Source organism: Nitrosomonas sp. (assembly GCF_019752415.1).
GTDB lineage: Bacteria > Pseudomonadota > Gammaproteobacteria > Burkholderiales > Nitrosomonadaceae > Nitrosomonas.
This window is the reverse complement of sequence record NZ_JAIEME010000011.1, coordinates 43,234-61,753: the sequence shown is the minus strand read 5'-3', so window position 1 is coordinate 61,753 and position 18,520 is coordinate 43,234. Positions and strand designations below refer to the sequence as shown.

Genomic DNA, 18,520 nt, shown 5'->3' with positions numbered 1-18,520 from the left:
AATAATTAGGATTCCTATGGATTATCAATCGAAAAACTGAATCAAATATATTAGCGTGTTTGGTCCACACTTTTTCCAATTGACTTTGACTTAATAAACGCTTCTATACTTTCTCTCGAGATGATCCCAAGCTGGCGAGCAGCTGGTTTCCCATCAGGATCAAAAAAATAAGTACTGGGCAGAAGTGAAATATCGTCGAGTTGAGAGGCAATCTGCCGATCACCCAAAACCGTGGGATATGTAATTGACATCGACTGAACAAAATCCATAACCACTTGCGAATCACTAAAATCCATTGCCACACCAATTACCATAATATCTTTTCGGCTCTCATATAACGCAATCAAATCAGGAATTTCTTTTAAACACGGCGGGCACCAAGTTGCCCAAAAATTAACCAATACCCACCGCCCTTTATAGTCTGTCAGTTTATGAATCTTCCCTGTTGCATCTTGAAACTGAAATGCTTGCACCTGACCACTTACTATCAGTGTTACCAAACAAAACAATACTATCAGTTTGTGTTTCATCACTTTGTTGCAAAACTTCCTTTTAATTCTTATATACATACTCAATTCAGTCACACCTGCGGATGAGCACGTTCCAGCTTGCTGTGCAGCTTATTGAGTGCACTGAGATAGGCTTTTGCTGACGCCACGACTATATCGGTATCTGCGCCATTTCCATTGACGATACGGTCAGACTTCTGTAGCCGTACAGTTACTTCTCCTTGTGCATCCGTTCCACTGGTAATATTGTTAACCGAAAATAATTGCAATTTAACCCCACTGGATAGTAGCATTTCAATCGCACGGAAAGTCGCATCCACCGGACCGCTTCCTTGAGATTCAGCGTGCATTTCACTTCCATCTTCAGAAATCACAATACGTGCATAAGGGACTTCACCTGTTTCACAGTGAATGGTAAGTGATATTAACCGGTAGCGCTCCTGCAGTACCAATACTTCATCTGAAACCAACGCATGGAGGTCTTCATCAAATATCTCGTGCTTCTTATCCGCCAACTCCTTGAAACGCATAAAAGTATTATTGAGCATTTCTTCCGACTCCAGCTCAATGCCTAACTCCATAAGACGATTACGGAATGCATTACGACCGGAATGTTTCCCCAGTAATAACTTGTTTGCACCCCAACCAACATCTTCTGCGCGCATGATTTCATAGGTTTCTCGGTGTTTCAGCACCCCATCCTGGTGAATACCTGATTCATGTGCAAAAGCATTGGCTCCAACAATCGCTTTATTGGGTTGTACCGGAAAACCGGTAATGCCGGAAACCAGTTTACTTGCCGACACAATATGTCTGGCATCTATTTTTGTATCACAGGGAAAATAATCCTGTCGCGTTCGCACAGCCATAACGACCTCTTCCAGCGAAGCATTGCCTGCCCTCTCTCCTAAGCCATTAATGGTGCATTCCACTTGCCTCGCGCCATGCATCACGGCAGCCAACGAATTAGCGACCGCTAATCCTAAATCATTATGGCAATGTACCGAAAAAATCGCTTTATCCGAATTAGGAATACGTTCACGCAAACTACGAATCAACTTACCAAACTGGTCCGGCATGGTATAGCCCACCGTATCTGGAATATTCAATGTCGTCGCACCTGCGTCAATAACAGCTTCAAGTATCTGGCACAAGAAATCTATTTCCGAGCGGCCGGCATCTTCCGGAGAGAACTCAACATTATCGGTATACTGGCGTGCCCATTTCACAGCCTTCACGGCTTGTGTAATCACCTGATCAGGTGACATCCTTAGCTTATTCTTCATATGGATCGGTGATGTCGCAATAAACGTATGGATACGCGCCGATTGTGCACCTTTTAACGCTTCACCTGCACGCTGAATATCAGCCTCTATCGCACGTGCCAATCCACATACCACACTTGCTTTCACCGAGTCAGCCACCGCTTTAACAGCTTCAAAATCTCCGTTAGATGCTGCTGGAAATCCGGCTTCAATAACATCCACACCCATACGTTCCAGCTGCCAGGCGATGCGCACCTTTTCTTCTTTAGTCATGGACGCACCAGGACTTTGTTCACCATCACGCAACGTCGTATCAAAAATAATCAAATGCTCTTGCATTATGCTCTCCACTTCAGGAAGAAAACTTAAAGTAAGATAAAACTCGTTTTTCGAATTTTATAGGGAAGAAAGGGGAATAGGGGTAAAAAATTTTAGCGCGCAAGGCGCAATAACGGTCCCGATAGAGCCATCGGACCTGAAAGAAAATACAGCGAGTAGTTATAATTTTTTGCAAACATAATGGCGGTGAATATAAATAGTTTTTTCTTTCTGTGCAATAGATAAACGTCAGGAACTTGGTGTTTCATTATTCTTTTTACTTCTACTAAATCGCCATAACTTAACAAAATAACCCGAAAATGCATACGCCGCAAACAGAAAAAATAATACAAGCGGCGGGTGACTGGGAATTAAAACAAAAAAGAACAGTACTAATAACAAGACCGTAACGAATGGAACCCGGCGACGTAAATTAATTTCTTTACCACTATAATAAGGAATATTACTGACCATGGTTAAAGCAGCAAATAAGGTAACGATGCTAGCAAGCCATTTTACATCACTCCCTTGCACTTGAAAATTAAGCATTACCCAAACAAGTCCTGCGATTAATGCGGCTGCGGCAGGACTGGGCAGGCCTTGAAAAAAACGCTTATCAACCACTTCTATATTGGTATTGAATCGCGCAAGTCGCAAGGCTGCGCACGCACAGTAAATAAATGCGATGATCCAACCCCATTGATCCATATCTTTCAAAGCCCACTCATACACAATCAATGCGGGCGCGACACCAAAAGAAACCATATCCGACATACTATCGTATTCGGCCCCAAACTCGCTTTGCGTACCTGTCAGCCGCGCCACTCGGCCATCTAATCCATCCAATACCATGGCTATAAAAACAGCTACTGCTGAAGATTCGAAATTTCCATTCATCGCCTGCACAATGGCATAAAAACCCGCAAACAAAGCAGCCGTGGTAAACAAGTTAGGCAACAAATAAATACCACGACGCCGCAATCGAGATTTGAGCACAAGACGTTCTGGTAGAGAATCTGGCATTATTGTTTTTTGATTAAAAGAATGCTAACAGTAAAATATTCTAGTCGATAATTCATCTCAGGCATCTTGTGTAAAGGATTTTCGGTGCAGCACCGTTCGTTGGTACCAAACTTCCGTTACATTGAATATTGAAATTGTATTCTCTTTAACTAATCGCTTCTGCTTCTTCACGAAATTCCGCCAATATCGTCAGTGTTGCCGACACTTTATCACCAATATTGACATTAATTTTAGTATTCAGCGGCAAATAAACATCCACTCTCGAACCAAACCGGATAAAACCAAAGCGTTGACCACGCGTCAGATGATCGCCCGGAGAAACATGACAAAGAATACGTTTCGCGATTAATCCAGCCACTTGAACACAGGTTACATCAGCGCCATTCGCGGCTTTAATCCAGAGTGCATTCCTTTCATTTTCCAGCGAAGCTTTCGGCAAATCCGCATTGATGAATTTCCCTGGAAAATACCATTTATCCCGCACCTCGCCATCGACTGGGCTGCGATTGGAATGTACATTGAAAACATTCATAAAAACGCTGATCTTAACGGCCTCGCGCTCCAGATAAGGGTCCTGAGTCTTTTCTACGGCAACAATTCTGCCGTCAGCCGGTGCTAAAATGGCATTCGGATCCAGTGGGATTTCTCGGGGTGGATCACGGAAAAACTGTAAAACGAATAAAGCAATCACCCAAAATGGAATTGCCCAAAGCCAGCCAAATAAAAACGTTGCACCCAATGCGGCAGAAAACGCAATGACAATATGAAGCCAACCTTCGCGAGCAATGATAGGATGAGGATAGTGAGCCATAGATAAATTACAACAAGAGTTTGAATGGTGAAGAAACCAAAGTTCAAATCATAGAAGAAACAACAATTCTCTAGTTTTTCACTTGGTCCACGAGTTTGTTTTTCTTGATCCACGGCATCATATCGCGCAACTTTGCACCCACTTGTTCAATTTGATGTTCGGATGCTATACGGCGGCTTGATTTAAGTACAGGCGCCCCGGATTGATTTTCCAGAATAAATTCCCGGGCGTATTCACCCGTCTGAATCTGGCGTAATATTTTGCGCATTTCTGCACGTGTTTCATCGGTAATAATGCGCGGCCCACGTGACACATCGCCATATTCCGCATTATTGGAAATGGAATAGCGCATATTTGCGATACCGCCTTCATAAATCAAATCTACAATAAGTTTTACCTCATGCAAGCACTCAAAATAAGCCATTTCCGGTGCATAGCCAGCCTCTACTAGAGTTTCAAAGCCGGCTTGTATCAACGCGGTCAAACCGCCACATAATACAACCTGCTCGCCAAACAAGTCTGTTTCAGTCTCTTCACGGAAACTGGTCTCGATCACCCCGCCTCGCGTACCGCCGTTCGCAGCTGCATAAGACAGCGCCAAATCGCGTGCTTTACCTGACTTATCCTGATGCACTGCAATCAGTGAAGGTACGCCACCGCCCTGCAGATACGTGGAACGAACCAAATGACCAGGGCCCTTAGGTGCAATCATGATCACATCAAGATCTTCACGCGGGCTTACCTGTCCATAGTGAACACTAAAACCATGAGCAAATGCTACGGTAGCATTCTTTTTCAGCCCTGGTTCGATCTCCGCTTTATAGACTGATCCAATCTGTTCGTCGGGCAATAAAACCATGACAACATCGGCATCCTTAACCGCTTCAGCAACTTCTTTGACCGCTAACCCAGCATTTTCCGCTTTACTCCAGGATGCTCCACCTTTGCGCAGACCAACCGTAACCTTTACTCCCGATTCGCTCAAATTATTAGCATGTGCATGCCCCTGCGAACCATAACCCAAAATAGTTACTTTCTTTCCTTTAATAAGAGACAGATCTGCATCTTTATCGTAATAGACTTTCATTATTTTCCTTTTAAACAAAATTAGGATAGAAACAGGCGCGCAATAGAGAAAATACTTTATTCAAAGTATAAATGCTCTAGATTGCTAACCTCAAGATTCGGATTAATCAGCAAATAGAGATTATACCTTTAAAATCCATTCCCCGCGCCCTATGCCGGAAGCACCTGTACGCACTGTTTCCAGAACGGCGCTCCGCTCTACTGCTTCAAGAAACGCATCCAGTTTCGAGCTGGTGCCCGTTAACTCGATGGTATAGGATTTGTCTGTGACATCAATAATACAACCACGAAAAATTTCAACCAGCCGTTTGATTTCTTCCCGATCTGAACCAATCGCACGTACTTTGACCAGCATTAACTCGCGCTCTATATGATTACCTTCATTCAAGTCGATTATTTTTACAACTTCAATCAACTTATTCAATTGCTTGGTCACTTGTTCCACCACCTCATCAGAGCCAATAGTCACTACTGTCATTCGTGACAACGTCGGATCTTCAGTTGGTGCTACTGAAAGTGATTCAATATTGTAGCCACGAGCTGAAAACAGGCCTGCTACGCGAGACAAAGCACCTGCTTCATTTTCCATCAATAAAGAAATAATATGTCGCATTTATTTTCTACACCAGAATCATTTCAGAAAGCCCTTTACCACCCGGCACCATGGGAAAAACGTTCTCAGTTTGATCGGTAATAAAGTCCATGAATACCAGTTGATCCTTCAGTTTAAATGCTTCCTTCAAGGCACCTTCCACATCTTCTGGCCGCTCAATTTTCATCCCGACATGTCCGTAGCTTTCAGCCAGCTTCACAAAATCCGGGAGTGCATTCATATAGGACTCCGCATAGCGATTACCGTGAAAAAACTCCTGCCATTGCCTTACCATACCCATGTACCGATTATTCAAGTTAATGATTTTTAGAGGAAGTTTATATTGCTTGCAGGTTGATAATTCCTGAATACACATCTGAATGCTCGCCTCACCCGTAATACAAGCCACTTTGCCTTTCGGGTTAGCCAGTTGGACACCCATTGCGGCAGGCATACCGAAACCCATCGTGCCCAATCCACCGGAATTAATCCAGCGGCGCGGTTTATCGAATTTATAAAATTGTGCGGCCCACATTTGATGTTGTCCGACATCCGAGGTGATAAATGCATCCCCTTTAGTGATATTGAACAATTTCTCAATCACCATTTGCGGTTTAATAATCTTACTTTCACGATCATATTTAAGACAATCGCGCTCACGCCATAACTCGATCTGTTTCCACCACTCTTTCAATGCAGCTTGATCGGGTTTTCCCTTTTCGGCTTTTAGTAGCTTGATGAGTTCTTTCAGCACATCCAGAACATCACCCACAATCGGCACATCTACCTTAACGCGTTTTGAAATGGAGGACGGATCTATATCAATATGAATGATCTTTCTATTTTCATTAGAAAAATGTTTAGGGTTACCGATCACACGATCATCAAAGCGCGCACCCACTGCCACCGAAACATCACAATACTGCATCGCCATGTTAGCTTCATACGTACCGTGCATGCCCAGCATACCCAAGGATTGCTTATCTGTCGCAGGATATCCGCCCAATCCCATCAGCGTATTAGTACAAGGAAAATTCAGCATTTGCACCAATTCAGTTAACTGTGGTGCAGCATCACTTAATATCACGCCACCACCTGCATAGATCACTGGGCGTTTGGCGCTAAGAATCAATTCTGCAGCTCTCTTAATTTGCCGGGAATGTCCCTTGGTCACCGGATTATAGGACCGCATGGTTATCTTGTCCGGGTAAGCAAATTTAGTTTTTTGTTGCGAAACATCTTTGGGTATATCCACCAGCACAGGACCGGGACGACCTGTCGAAGCAATATAGAAGGCTTTTTTAATAGTTTGTGCCAGCTCGGTTATATCCTTAACCAGAAAATTATGTTTAACACAAGGACGTGTAATACCCACCGTATCAACTTCCTGAAATGCATCCAGACCAATGGCACTTGTGGGCACTTGCCCGCTGATAATCACCATAGGGATTGAATCCATATAAGCTGTTGCAATACCTGTCACTGCATTTGTCACGCCTGGCCCCGAAGTAACCAGCGCTACACCCACATTATTGCTAGAGCGGGCATAACCATCTGCTGCATGTACCGCGGCCTGTTCATGACGCACCAATATATGCCGGACTTTATCCTGCTTGAATAATTCATCATAAATAAACAATACTGCCCCGCCAGGATAGCCGAAAATACAACGCACGCCCTCTTCCTGCAAACAACGTATTGTAATTTCAGCGCCGGTCAATTCCACACTCATGCTTTCTGCATCCCAATATCAATTTCAACAAGTTATAAAATATTCTAACAGTAATAGTTCCATCATAGTACCGTCAAATTCCTGTACCACCCACAGTCAATCCATCGATGCGTAATGTCGGCTGCCCAACGCCAACCGGCACACTTTGTCCTTCTTTACCACATGTTCCTACACCCGGGTCCAACAACATATCGTTCCCAATCATGGAAACCCGTGTCAATACATCGGGACCGTTACCAATCAGTGTAGCGCCTTTAACCGGATAGGTAATTTTTCCATCTTCAATCATGTAAGCTTCTGCTGCCGAGAAAACAAATTTCCCGCTGGTAATGTCGACCTGTCCGCCGCCAAAATTTGCTGCGTACAAACCATGTTTCACTGAAGCAATAATTTCCGCAGGATCCTTATCACCATTCAGCATATACGTATTGGTCATGCGTGGCATCGGTATATGCGCGAAAGATTCACGCCGGCCATTCCCGGTCACGGGTAAATCCATCAACCGGGCATTCAGGCTGTCCTGCAAGTAGCCTCTCAGTATGCCATCTTCTATCAATACAGTACATTGTGTCGGATTACCTTCGTCATCAATATTTAACGACCCGCGTCTCTGCGGAATTGTTCCATCGTCGACAACCGTAACGCCGGGAGCAGCAACGCGTTCGCCCACGCGTCCCGAAAAAGCCGAACTACCTTTCCGGTTGAAATCTCCTTCCAGTCCATGACCAATTGCTTCATGCAGCAATATCCCAGGCCAGCCACTCCCCAGAACAACCGTCATGGTGCCAGCCGGTGCAGGACGCGCATCCAGATTAACCACAGCCTGATGAACAGCTTTTTGTGCATAATCCCGCAAAATTTCATCGTTGAAATAAGCATAGCTGAAGCGCCCGCCACCGCCGGCCACACCTTGCTCACGACGGCCATTTTCTTCAGCAATCACTTGCAATGACAATCGAACCAGCGGCCGGACATCAGCCGCAAGCAACCCATCGCTGCGTGTTACCAATACCACTTCATATTCACCGGCGAGTGAGGCAATCACCTGGGTAACTCGCCGATCAAGCTGCCGGGTATAGCGTTCTAACCTTTCCAATAAGGCTACTTTATCTGCATCCTTAAGACTTGCTATTGGATCTTCCGGTAAATAAAGCTGCGTCTGCCGCCCCATTTGATTACGTTTCACCACTTGTACTGAGTGCGTCCCGCCTTGATTAGCAATCGCCCGTGTTGCTTGAGCAGCCGACACAAGCGCTGGCATACTGATGTCATCGGAATAAGCAAACCCGGTCTTTTCTCCGCTGATAGCGCGAACACCAACGCCCTGTTCGATATTGAAGCTGCCCGACTTAACAATGCCTTCTTCCAGCATCCAACCTTCCGAGCGACTGTATTGAAAGTAGAGATCAGCATAGTCAATATGATGCGTCAGTATTTGACCCAACACCTGTTGCAATCGAGCAGCATCGATATCATATGGCGACAACAAACAACGGTCGGCTATTGCATAAAAATCTTTTGTTTCTGTCATACACTCAGTCGTCATCATATGAAGATTTATTTTATTTATTTACTGCCTATCCAGAAAACTGTACCCGAATCAACGATCACTTCAGGCGCCACTCGCTCGAAAAACATTCTTCGATACAGCACAGTACTGCCAACGATGATTATACTCACCCATTTTAGTTATAAAATCCAATGAGTCGTTCAATAACTCCTGCAATAGATTACACAACAACTTAAAGAGTCTGTTAATTTCTAAATTCTTAGAAGCTTAACAGTACTGCAAGATTCGATGATCTAATGCGGGCAAGTTTGCCCGTAAACTGGTCTGATACTCTGGATCGATTGTCGCTACCACGGCTCCGGCACCACGTGGCAAACGCTCCATCACAACACCCCAGGGATCGACAATCATACTGTCCCCATTCGTTTCGCGTCCACTCACATGGTAACCGCCTTGCCCGGGTGCTATCACATAAGCCATATTCTCAACCGCACGTGCACGAACCAACACTTCCCAATGCGCTTTCCCAGTAATCGCAGTAAATGCCGCAGGTGCCAAGATGATATCAACTTTATTCATCATGCGGAACAACTCCGGAAACCGCAGATCGTAGCATATCGACAAACCAATACGGCCAAAGGGAGAGTCTACAGTCACTACTTGACTCCCTGCTTTGATGGTTTTTTCCTCGGCATAATACTCATTGCCCAATTGCAAGCCAAACAAATGAATTTTGTCGTAGCGTGCAACCTGTTCTCCATTATCTGCATAAACTAAGCAACTATTATAAACCTTATCCGTCTCAGGAGACGCTAATGGCACCGACCCACCCACCAACCATACACCCAAGCGTTTCGCCGTATCGCTGAGAAACCTCTGTATTTGCCCATCGCCAGGTTGTTCCCGGACAGTCAATTTATCCGTATCCTTCATTCCCATAATACAGAAATACTCAGGCAAAACAATCAGTTCTGCTTTTTTATATGCCGCATCTTCTATTAAGCGCGCCGCTTCTTCCAGATTTGCCGATACACTCGGACCAGAGGCCATTTGAATGGCAGCTACGCGAAAACCTTTACGTTTCTCGTTTTCAATTAATGGTTGTTGTTTAGTGATATTGTTTAACATTTTTAATTCGCTCTGATTTTCTGGATTTCATTTCAAGAAAAAACTGATCTTTGACTGAAACCTTTATGAATTCTCGTTATTATCAAGCGCTTTTTCTAATTATTCCATATAAAATCAAGGATTCGCGCTTTGCTAAACTGGATTCTAGCATTTACTCTGACAACGTTCTAATTTGATTTATGCTTTATCGGTTATAAGCAAACATAGGCTTTGTTATTCTATAAAATTTATCGCTTAATATTATGCACACTATCAAGCACTCACCGGATGCAACGCTCACCGCCGCATTGCCTTTTAGTCGTTATGCACAACGCATAATCGACAGCGAACCTGCACGAAAAATTGTATTGCTAACAACGCTTCAAACTTCTTTCAAAAGAGAGGAAATGCTGGCGTTCCTGAATTCTCATTCCGCACTGATTACCAACGAAGATATTTTACATCGCGTACTGCGCGATTTACGCAAGCAAGTTATGCTCCGATTGGCCATACGTGATATCAGCGGTCAAGCTGATTTATCCGAAGTTATGACCAGCATGACTGAGCTCGCTGAAGTCACCATCAATTTTGCGCTTAAGTACCATGAAAACTGGCTAACGCAAGCCGGTCGCTTTGGATTACCCATCGGAGAACAAAGCAATGCGCCTCAGCGTATGCTGGTCGTAGCCATGGGTAAGCTGGGCGGTGGTGAACTCAACGTATCATCCGATGTTGATTTGATCTTCGTTTACCCGGAAGATGGCGAAACCAATGGCGCCAAACCCATTTCAAACCATGAATTTTTTGCCCGCCTCGGCCGCAAACTGATTGCCAGTCTCAATGACTACACGGTAGATGGTTATGTATTCCGCGTCGACATGCGCTTGCGTCCGCATGGAGAAAACAGTCCTTTGGCAATCAGCTTTCCTATGCTGGAAGAATATTTCATCAAACAAGGACGGGAATGGGAACGGTATGCCTGGATCAAAGGCCGGGTAATTGCAGGTCACGCGGATACCGAAGCTGAATCGACCCTCACGGAGAAAATTGTAAGGCCGTTTGTATTTCGCAAGTATCTGGACTTTGGCGCTTACGAATCAATGCGTCGTTTACATGCGCAATTGCGGAAGGAGGTCGAGCGTCGTGAAATGCACGACAACATCAAACTGGGACCCGGGGGAATTCGTGAAATAGAATTTATTACGCAGGTTTTTCAATTGATCCGGGGGGGCCGCGATGTGGATTTGTGTATTCGACCCACATTAAGTGTTTTACATCGCTTGCAGAATAAACAACAGCTTCCGCAACAAGCTGTCGCGGAACTCACGAATGCTTATCACTTTCTGCGTAAACTGGAACATCGCCTCCAGTACCTGGATGATCAACAGACACAGACACTCCCACTGAATCCAACCGATGAGCATCTTATAGCAACCGCTATGGGATTCCCTGATTATGCTAGTTTTATGCAACAGTTGGATATCCACCGCAAGAATGTGACGCGTCATTTTGAGCTGATTTTTGCAACTCCGAGAAAATCATCCACTCATGACATGCTGGCTTATCTGTGGCAAGCTGAGACACAGGATATCTCGCAAACGGAAGCCGCCGCCACACAACTCAGCACCATGGGATTCACTGAGCCTGCAAAAATTTCGGAACGATTACGATTATTTTATCAAGGCACTTTCTATCATCAACTCTCCGAATCCAGTCAGCAACAAATCAACACGCTGGTTCCAATACTGATTGAGGCGGTTGCTGAGCATCCACCGGTTGAAGCCACACTGGAACGCATGCTGCAATTACTGGAAAAGATTAGCCCGCAAACATCCTATCTGGCGCTTTTACTGGAACATCCCCATACACTGCAGCGCGTAGCTGAACTTGTCAGCATCAGCCAATGGGCCAGCGATTATCTGGCACGACATCCTATTTTGCTGGATGAATTATTACGCCATGACGCGCCACACCCCGTCCCGGACTGGAATGCACTGCACAACGAACTCATTTATCAGTTGAATCATGTCAACAATCCAAAAAATGATGTTGTCGAATGGCAGATGGATGTGCTGCGGCACTTCCAGCACGCCCAGGTATTCCGGTTATTGGTTACCGATCTGGAAGGCACGTTAGTGCTCGAAACCCTGAGCGATCACTTGACCGCGTTGGCCGATCTGATTCTGGATACAGTGCTCGATCTGGCCTGGTCCGGTTTAAAAAAACGCCATCACGAAAAGCCTGTATTTGCCATTATTGGCTATGGCAAGCTGGGAGGGAAAGAACTCGGATATGCTTCTGATCTCGACTTGATTTTTCTTTATGAAGACGATCACCCCGATGCTGCGGAGATCTACACCAAGCTTGGACAAAGCATCAACGCCTGGCTCACCCGCCACACCTCAGCAGGCTTACTGTATGAGACCGATTTGCGCCTGCGTCCCAACGGCGCCACCGGCTTACTGGTCAGTTCGATGGAAGCTTTTGCGCAATACCAGCGAGAACAAGCTTGGGTCTGGGAACACCAGGCATTAACCCGGGCACGCTTTGTGGCAGGAGATTTGCAGGTGGCAGAAGCTTTCGAAAACACGCGCAAAGAAATTCTGTGCAAATTGCGCAATTTAATCGAATTGAAGCAAGATATTTTAAAAATGCGCGAAAAGATGCTGGACGTTCACCCCAATCCAACCCCATTATTTGACATCAAACACGACCGCGGCGGCATTATTGATGTCGAATTCATTGTGCAGTATCTGGTGCTGGGATATTCCTGCCAATACCCTCAATTAACCGGCAATATCGGCAATATCGCACTGTTAAAACTGGCTGGCGAACTGGGACTGATCCCCATCGACACGGCCGAGCAAGTACGCTCCGCTTACCGGGAATTCCGGCGCATCCAGCACCGCCAGCGATTAAATGGCGATGCGGATATGACAGGCGGTGTGCCCATCGATGGGCAAGCGCAGAAATTTACCCGCGTAGAAGGCAGCCATTTGAAAGACGATCGCATGGCCGTTCTGACGCTGTGGGAGAAAGTATTTGGGGATTGATGCGAATTGTACCGGGTCACTGTACAATAAAAATGAAACTTAAAATACGGATTGACACTCGAAGCACCATTAAAAAGCGCAATTCATTTGAAAAATAAGCACGTCATTACTTTACAACTTTCTTGTAATCAAAGAATCTGGCACGATTTATGCTTATTCTAAGCCGCGCACACGCGGTGTGTCCCGACTCAACCTAAAGGAGAATAACAAATGCAACAAGCACAAAAAGGTTTTACACTTATCGAATTAATGATCGTTGTGGCTATTATTGGTATTCTGGCTGCTGTAGCGGTGCCTGCTTATCAAAACTATACTCTAAAAGCTCGGTTTACTGAAGTTAGTTCAGCATCCGCACCTTATAAACTCGCAGTAGAAGTATGCGCACAGAGTGGGGATTGTGTGAATGCTGGTGCTTTTACAGCAATCGCAGTAGCTGCTGGCGTACCCAATGCTGCAGCAGTTACTGCTGGCATTCCTGGTATCGCAACTGCGGCAGCCACTTCCCCGTTTAATCCGGCCGGAGTCACACTTGCAGTCGCAGGTGCTGTAGCCACACTAACACTCGCGCCTAGAGCTGTTAATGGAATAGCAGTAGCAGACACCTTTCAGCTTGTTGGTACACTTGGAGCAGATGGCAAAGTGAATTGGGTTAGAGGTGGCGGTTGCTCAACTCGTGCTGCTGGTGCTATTTGCTAGTAAATTAAAGTTAGTTCTAAGGTTAGATAGTTAACTTGAAAGGCGCAATACCAAAATGGCATTGCGCCTTTTCCACACCCGGCTCAGAATACCGAGCGCTTCTCAATATCCAAGCAAGTCAAATATTCCTTACCGGCAATTTCTGGTTATTCATCATCGCAAGCACAACAAGCAATCGATACTGCTGATTAACAAAGATTGCTCATTCCTATTGGAATAACCAATGTACATTATTCCAAGCTTTCTTAACTGGAAATGACACCTGATTGGGAAAGGATACGGAATACATTAGGAAGATTTCGACGAAGACTTGATGGTCGTCTTCACATATGGCGTATTACGTCAGAAAGTGACAATTTTTGTCACTTTCCACACACCACAACAAAACCTATTTTAGTAACATACCAAGGAAAACAATTACTTGATACAAACCACCCGCACCTGATGCATATCGGTAACTCCCTGCAACACCTTCTCGATTCCATCTTGCTTCAGCGTTCGCATCCCATCATCCAATGCCGTCACTAGCATTTCCGCGACGCGGGCATGTTCCTGGATATTCTTTTTCAATGCGTCACTGGCAATCATCAGTTCATGCAACCCTACCCGGCCCGAATAACCAGTACCGGCACAGTCATCACAACCGGCTGGTTTACACAAGATAATCTGCCCCGCGTCATCACCGTATTGTTTGATCCATTGATCATGAACTTCTTGGTAGGCGGCTTCCGGATTCGCTTTAAACCGGTCAATATGATTCAATTCATCACAATATTCTGTTAATAAAGATTTGATTTCATGTTCGCTGGCCACATACGATTCTTTACATTGACACAGACGCTTCGCCAGCCGTTGCGCTAAAACTCCCAACAACGCATCGGCAAAATTAAACGGATCCATCCCCATATCCAACAAGCGGGTCACAGATTCCGGCGCGCTATTGGTATGCAATGTCGCCAAAACCAGATGTCCCGTTAATGAAGCCTCAATCCCGATACTGGTGGTTTCCTTGTCGCGCATCTCACCGACCATAATGATATCCGGATCGGCACGCAGAAAAGACCGCATGATGACCGGAAAGGTCAAGCCTGCCTTAACATTGATCTGCACCTGCCGCAATCCCTTTTGGGTGATCTCAACCGGATCTTCCGCTGTCCAAATTTTGGTTTCTGTACGATTGAGGTACTTCAACACCGAATGCAACGTGGTCGTTTTACCCGAGCCGGTTGGGCCACACACAAAAAATAGCCCATACGGTTTACTGATTATTTTTTTCAGCTCCTCCAAATTGTGCGCAGTAAACCCCATCTTATCCAGCGGAATCGGTTCACCGGTAGCGAGTATACGCATGACGACATCTTCCAGTCCGCCCGCTGAAGGAATAGTCGCAACGCGCAATTCAATGTCCAATGGCGCAAATTTCCTGAATTTAATCTTGCCATCCTGCGGCCTGCGCTTCTCGGAAATATCCATATCACACATAATCTTAATGCGTGTCACCAGCGGATTACGATAACTGGCCGGAACCTCGATATAAGACATTAATGAGCCATCCTTGCGAAAGCGGATTTTGGTTTTCTCTTTTCCTGTGTAAGGTTCGACATGAATATCCGACACTCCCATTTTATAGGCATCGATGATGATTTTATTGACGAGCTTGACCAGCTCATTGTCGGAAGCTTCTGCAGATTCTTCTATTTCGTTGAACCCTTCTTCAACATTCTCATCCGCAAGATTAAACAGCATCTCATTAATATCGCCTGTATCACTTTCACCCTGCTGACCACCATAGAACTGTTCAACCGTTGCATTAAACTCACGCTTGGTGGTAACCGCATAGATAATCTTATGCTTGGGGAAAATAGTGTTGGCGATGCGCTGTGACTTAACCCGCTCAGGATCCAATGTGAGAACCACCAGCCCTTCTTTAATTTCATCAATCGGCAACAAGGAATTACTCTCGACATAGTCCTTTTTTAAATTTTTAAGCAAATCCATCGGCCGAATCCGATCCTTTTTAAAAGGCTCGTACCGGACCGAAAAAAATGAAGAAAGCGCTTTGCCGATGAGCGACAAACCAATCTGGAATTCGTCGAGCAACACATCTTCCAGATCACACCCTTTTTTTCGCGCCGAACGCGTCGCCAACTCAAATTCGGCAGCAGAAATCACCGCATCGAAAATCAAATAATCGTATTTCGATTTAAGTAGCTGAACAGGCTTCTGACGCTGTTTAAATATAATTGCAAGGGTCTTACAGATCTCAATCATACCTGCAACAGCAGTTGCTACCGGGAATGGCTGGTTACTCCTGTTATTAATGGCCTGGACTACGCCCAACAATTCCTGATTATCTGCATTCAGGATCGGCACCACCACCATCTGTTTGGTTCGATACCCGGTACGCTTATCAACCTCATGCGAAAAGACAAGCGTTGGATTGATTTGTTTTAACTCGCTCTTATTGTAAACATCCTCAATATTGAGGACTTGCTTCTGCAAACCCGAAAAACCAACAATGCTGTTTTCTGCCACCGGCAATCTCAGGTCCTGGAAAGAATCAAAGCCTGTTTTAACCCGGGAAATAAAAGCAGATTTATCGTCGCTCAACGCATAAACAGTCAATCGATCCGCATTGAACAATGCACAGATATCCTTGCTAACTTCCAGCATGATTTCGTCGATATCATTGGCAGCGTTTATTTTGTTGACGACCATCTGCAAATTTTTAGCAAAATTCAATTCGTTATTGATATCAGTCGCATCCGTTTGCTTGAGTGGTGTCGTAACAGTTGTATTCATGGTATCGGTTCTCCAGAGCTTCCTAGAATTCGAATAATTGATCGTTCTCAAGCCGTTGCGGACTATATCTTCCTATGTATTGCTGTATTTCGCGCATAATCGCATCTGCTTCACTGGGCTTCAGGTGTGTAATAAATATTTCCGCAGTCTGTTCAAGTTTTTCCAATTCTTCCGCCAATAAACTGGGACACAGATGTTTAGACCTGATCGCAATATCCCTTTTCTGATTGCAGAATGCTGATTCAATGATTAAATACTTAAGGTTCTCAATTTTATTAACGGCTGTCCAGAGCGCATCATTAGTCGTTGTATCTCCGGTAAATACAAGACTCCCACGACCGGAATCCAATTGATAACCAACAGCCGGAACTACATGATTCGCAGGTAGCGGCGTGATTTTTCGTCCATTCAAATCACTGGCATGACCGAGGGATAAAGCTTCGTAACGCATGTAAGGCAAATTATGATCTGGAATTTTGGTAAAATCCGGCCAAATCTGCCAATTAAACAAATGCGCCTGCAATACATCCAATGTCGCTTGTATCGCGTGGATGATTAGAGGTTTGGTGCGCATAGAACCAACGGTATCTACTAAAAAAGGAATAAAAGCCACATGATCCAAATGCGCATGGGTGACAAAAATATGATCAATTTTGATCAGGTCTGAGAAACTCAGTCTTCCCACACCCGTTCCTGCATCAATCAAAACATCATCATCCAGCAGCATAGCGGTGGTCTGTGCGCCGCCTCCAATCCCTCCGCCACACCCCAAGACTCTGAGTTTCAATAGATTTCCTCAGCAATTCATTATTTGATCAATAACACGGGAATATTTGATAATTGCATTACTTTGTTGGTTACTGACCCAAGCAACAAGCCGCTTAGGCCTCCCTTTCCACGCGGCCCCATGATGATTTGATCGTACTGTTTTTCAGTAGCAAAGCGAACGATCATTTCAGCGGGATCGCCGACAAGAATATGATACTGGTAAGCAATCCCAGCTTGATCAAGCAAATCTCGGGTATTCTGTAGGCTTTTTAAGGCTTCTTCCTGATGGTATTGCTTAATATCCGCCTGATTAATGAACGATGAAATATTTCCATCCAGCGGATACTGCACATTCAACAAGTGGAATTCCGGTTTTTCCTTGTACCAAACCAGTAATTGAATGAAATCGGTCACTGTTTTGCTGGAGTTTTCAGAGCCATCTACGGGTAGCAGAATTTTCAACATGATCGGTCTCTCAATTTTTTATACAGAAGCTAATGTTTGGAAATTTTTTCATCGGCTAAATCTTCCAATGGTTGGGGTTTAGCTGGTTTCCGGGCAGCCAGCATTTTCCCTGTCACAACTACCAATAAAGCAGTAGCGGCCGGTGCAATCCATTGTAAATACTTCGCCTGCGTACTAATCCACTCCTTCGTGACTACATCAGTAACAACCATGTCACCAGCAATCCATCCCAACAGCCCAGCACCAATAGCAATCGTTACCGGATAACGATCCATGACCTTCATCACCACTTGGCTGCCCCATACAATGATAGGTACACTAATCACCAAACCAAAAATCACCAGCCCAATATCGTCCTTAGCCGCCCCAGCGATAGCAATCACATTATCAAGACTCATCACAGCGTCCGCCACAATAATCGTCTTGATTGCGCCTACTAAGGTCGTACTGGCATCAATTTCATGCGCCCCTTCCGGTTCAGGCTGCAGTAACTTGACACCGATCCATATCAATAAAGCCGCACCAACAATCTTTAAGTAAGGGATAGCCAGCAGGCTCAAAGCAAAAAAGATCAGCACCACACGTAAAATAATGGCACCAAAAACACCCCAGAAAATGCCAAGCTTGCGTTGTTTTTCAGGCAAGCGCCGACAGGCAAGCGCGATCACGACGGCGTTATCGCCACCCAGCACAATATCAATCGCAATGATCTGCATGACTGCAATCCAGAATTGCGGACTATCAAAATCCATTTTTTTCCCTAACAGAATTTCAATTCAATAA

Annotated in this window: 15 protein-coding genes; 2 read left to right on the top strand and 13 right to left on the bottom strand. The window is 45.0% G+C overall.

The features are described from left to right. Positions 1–50: 50 nt before the first annotated feature. The 9 genes from K2P83_RS02780 to K2P83_RS02740 all read right to left on the bottom strand — a co-directional run bounded on the left by K2P83_RS02780 (position 51) and on the right by K2P83_RS02740 (position 9,974). The gene (locus K2P83_RS02780; protein ID WP_292926351.1) at positions 51–530 is read right to left on the bottom strand and encodes a TlpA disulfide reductase family protein; all 480 of its coding nucleotides are present in this window, start codon (positions 528–530) and stop codon (positions 51–53) included. A gap of 50 nt (positions 531–580) precedes the next feature. Further along, the gene (locus K2P83_RS02775) at positions 581–2,113 is read right to left on the bottom strand and encodes a 2-isopropylmalate synthase (RefSeq protein WP_292926350.1); all 1,533 of its coding nucleotides are present in this window, start codon (positions 2,111–2,113) and stop codon (positions 581–583) included. A gap of 228 nt (positions 2,114–2,341) precedes the next feature. Then, on the bottom strand, positions 2,342–3,115 hold the full coding sequence (gene pssA, locus K2P83_RS02770; RefSeq protein WP_292926349.1) for a CDP-diacylglycerol--serine O-phosphatidyltransferase: 774 nt from the start codon (positions 3,113–3,115) through the stop codon (positions 2,342–2,344). Positions 3,116–3,260: 145 nt separating this feature from the next. After that, entirely contained in the window at positions 3,261–3,926 is a 666-nt protein-coding gene (locus K2P83_RS02765; protein ID WP_292926348.1) for a phosphatidylserine decarboxylase, read from the bottom strand. A 70-nt stretch (positions 3,927–3,996) separates the two neighbouring features. Further along, a complete protein-coding gene (gene ilvC / locus K2P83_RS02760) occupies positions 3,997–5,013 on the bottom strand; it encodes a ketol-acid reductoisomerase (protein ID WP_292926347.1) in 1,017 nt (338 codons plus the stop codon). A gap of 120 nt (positions 5,014–5,133) precedes the next feature. Continuing rightward, entirely contained in the window at positions 5,134–5,625 is a 492-nt protein-coding gene (ilvN, locus tag K2P83_RS02755; protein WP_292926346.1) for an acetolactate synthase small subunit, read from the bottom strand. Positions 5,626–5,632: 7 nt separating this feature from the next. Beyond that, entirely contained in the window at positions 5,633–7,336 is a 1,704-nt protein-coding gene (locus K2P83_RS02750) for an acetolactate synthase 3 catalytic subunit (protein ID WP_292926345.1), read from the bottom strand. 73 nt (positions 7,337–7,409) lie between these two features. After that, on the bottom strand, positions 7,410–8,882 hold the full coding sequence (gene tldD / locus K2P83_RS02745) for a metalloprotease TldD (protein WP_292926366.1): 1,473 nt from the start codon (positions 8,880–8,882) through the stop codon (positions 7,410–7,412). A gap of 231 nt (positions 8,883–9,113) precedes the next feature. After that, entirely contained in the window at positions 9,114–9,974 is an 861-nt protein-coding gene (locus K2P83_RS02740) for a carbon-nitrogen hydrolase family protein (RefSeq protein WP_292926344.1), read from the bottom strand. Positions 9,975–10,216: 242 nt separating this feature from the next. Here K2P83_RS02740 and glnE point away from each other — a divergent pair, with 242 nt between their 5' ends. Both glnE and K2P83_RS02730 read left to right on the top strand, forming a co-directional pair. Next, positions 10,217–13,006 carry a bifunctional [glutamate--ammonia ligase]-adenylyl-L-tyrosine phosphorylase/[glutamate--ammonia-ligase] adenylyltransferase gene (glnE, locus tag K2P83_RS02735; RefSeq protein WP_292926343.1) on the top strand — a complete coding sequence of 930 codons (2,790 nt, stop codon included), beginning with the start codon at positions 10,217–10,219 and terminating at the stop codon, positions 13,004–13,006. A gap of 210 nt (positions 13,007–13,216) precedes the next feature. Next, complete coding sequence (locus K2P83_RS02730) at positions 13,217–13,702, top strand: prepilin-type N-terminal cleavage/methylation domain-containing protein (RefSeq protein ID WP_292926342.1); 486 nt, start codon at positions 13,217–13,219, stop codon at positions 13,700–13,702. A 417-nt stretch (positions 13,703–14,119) separates the two neighbouring features. Here the strand turns inward: K2P83_RS02730 and K2P83_RS02725 are convergent, their stop codons facing one another. Genes K2P83_RS02725 through K2P83_RS02710 form a run of 4 tightly spaced genes read right to left on the bottom strand, consistent with a single transcriptional unit; the run spans position 14,120 to position 18,489 of the window. After that, a complete protein-coding gene (locus K2P83_RS02725) occupies positions 14,120–16,504 on the bottom strand; it encodes an ATPase, T2SS/T4P/T4SS family (protein WP_292926341.1) in 2,385 nt (794 codons plus the stop codon). A 22-nt stretch (positions 16,505–16,526) separates the two neighbouring features. Next, on the bottom strand, positions 16,527–17,291 hold the full coding sequence (locus tag K2P83_RS02720; protein ID WP_292926340.1) for a 3',5'-cyclic-nucleotide phosphodiesterase: 765 nt from the start codon (positions 17,289–17,291) through the stop codon (positions 16,527–16,529). A 20-nt stretch (positions 17,292–17,311) separates the two neighbouring features. Next, complete coding sequence (locus tag K2P83_RS02715; RefSeq protein ID WP_292926339.1) at positions 17,312–17,737, bottom strand: universal stress protein; 426 nt, start codon at positions 17,735–17,737, stop codon at positions 17,312–17,314. A 29-nt stretch (positions 17,738–17,766) separates the two neighbouring features. Beyond that, entirely contained in the window at positions 17,767–18,489 is a 723-nt protein-coding gene (locus tag K2P83_RS02710; protein WP_292926338.1) for a TerC family protein, read from the bottom strand. Positions 18,490–18,520 lie beyond the last annotated feature (31 nt).

Coding starts and splice junctions, on each gene's coding strand:
- K2P83_RS02780 (WP_292926351.1), bottom strand. CDS start 530: ATGAAACACAAACTGATAGTATTGTTTTGTTTGGTAACACTGATAGTA.
- K2P83_RS02775 (WP_292926350.1), bottom strand. CDS start 2,113: ATGCAAGAGCATTTGATTATTTTTGATACGACGTTGCGTGATGGTGAA.
- pssA (WP_292926349.1), bottom strand. CDS start 3,115: ATGCCAGATTCTCTACCAGAACGTCTTGTGCTCAAATCTCGATTGCGG.
- K2P83_RS02765 (WP_292926348.1), bottom strand. CDS start 3,926: ATGGCTCACTATCCTCATCCTATCATTGCTCGCGAAGGTTGGCTTCAT.
- ilvC (WP_292926347.1), bottom strand. CDS start 5,013: ATGAAAGTCTATTACGATAAAGATGCAGATCTGTCTCTTATTAAAGGA.
- ilvN (WP_292926346.1), bottom strand. CDS start 5,625: ATGCGACATATTATTTCTTTATTGATGGAAAATGAAGCAGGTGCTTTG.
- K2P83_RS02750 (WP_292926345.1), bottom strand. CDS start 7,336: ATGAGTGTGGAATTGACCGGCGCTGAAATTACAATACGTTGTTTGCAG.
- tldD (WP_292926366.1), bottom strand. CDS start 8,882: ATGACGACTGAGTGTATGACAGAAACAAAAGATTTTTATGCAATAGCC.
- K2P83_RS02740 (WP_292926344.1), bottom strand. CDS start 9,974: ATGTTAAACAATATCACTAAACAACAACCATTAATTGAAAACGAGAAA.
- glnE (WP_292926343.1), top strand. CDS start 10,217: ATGCACACTATCAAGCACTCACCGGATGCAACGCTCACCGCCGCATTG.
- K2P83_RS02730 (WP_292926342.1), top strand. CDS start 13,217: ATGCAACAAGCACAAAAAGGTTTTACACTTATCGAATTAATGATCGTT.
- K2P83_RS02725 (WP_292926341.1), bottom strand. CDS start 16,504: ATGAATACAACTGTTACGACACCACTCAAGCAAACGGATGCGACTGAT.
- K2P83_RS02715 (WP_292926339.1), bottom strand. CDS start 17,737: ATGTTGAAAATTCTGCTACCCGTAGATGGCTCTGAAAACTCCAGCAAA.
- K2P83_RS02710 (WP_292926338.1), bottom strand. CDS start 18,489: ATGGATTTTGATAGTCCGCAATTCTGGATTGCAGTCATGCAGATCATT.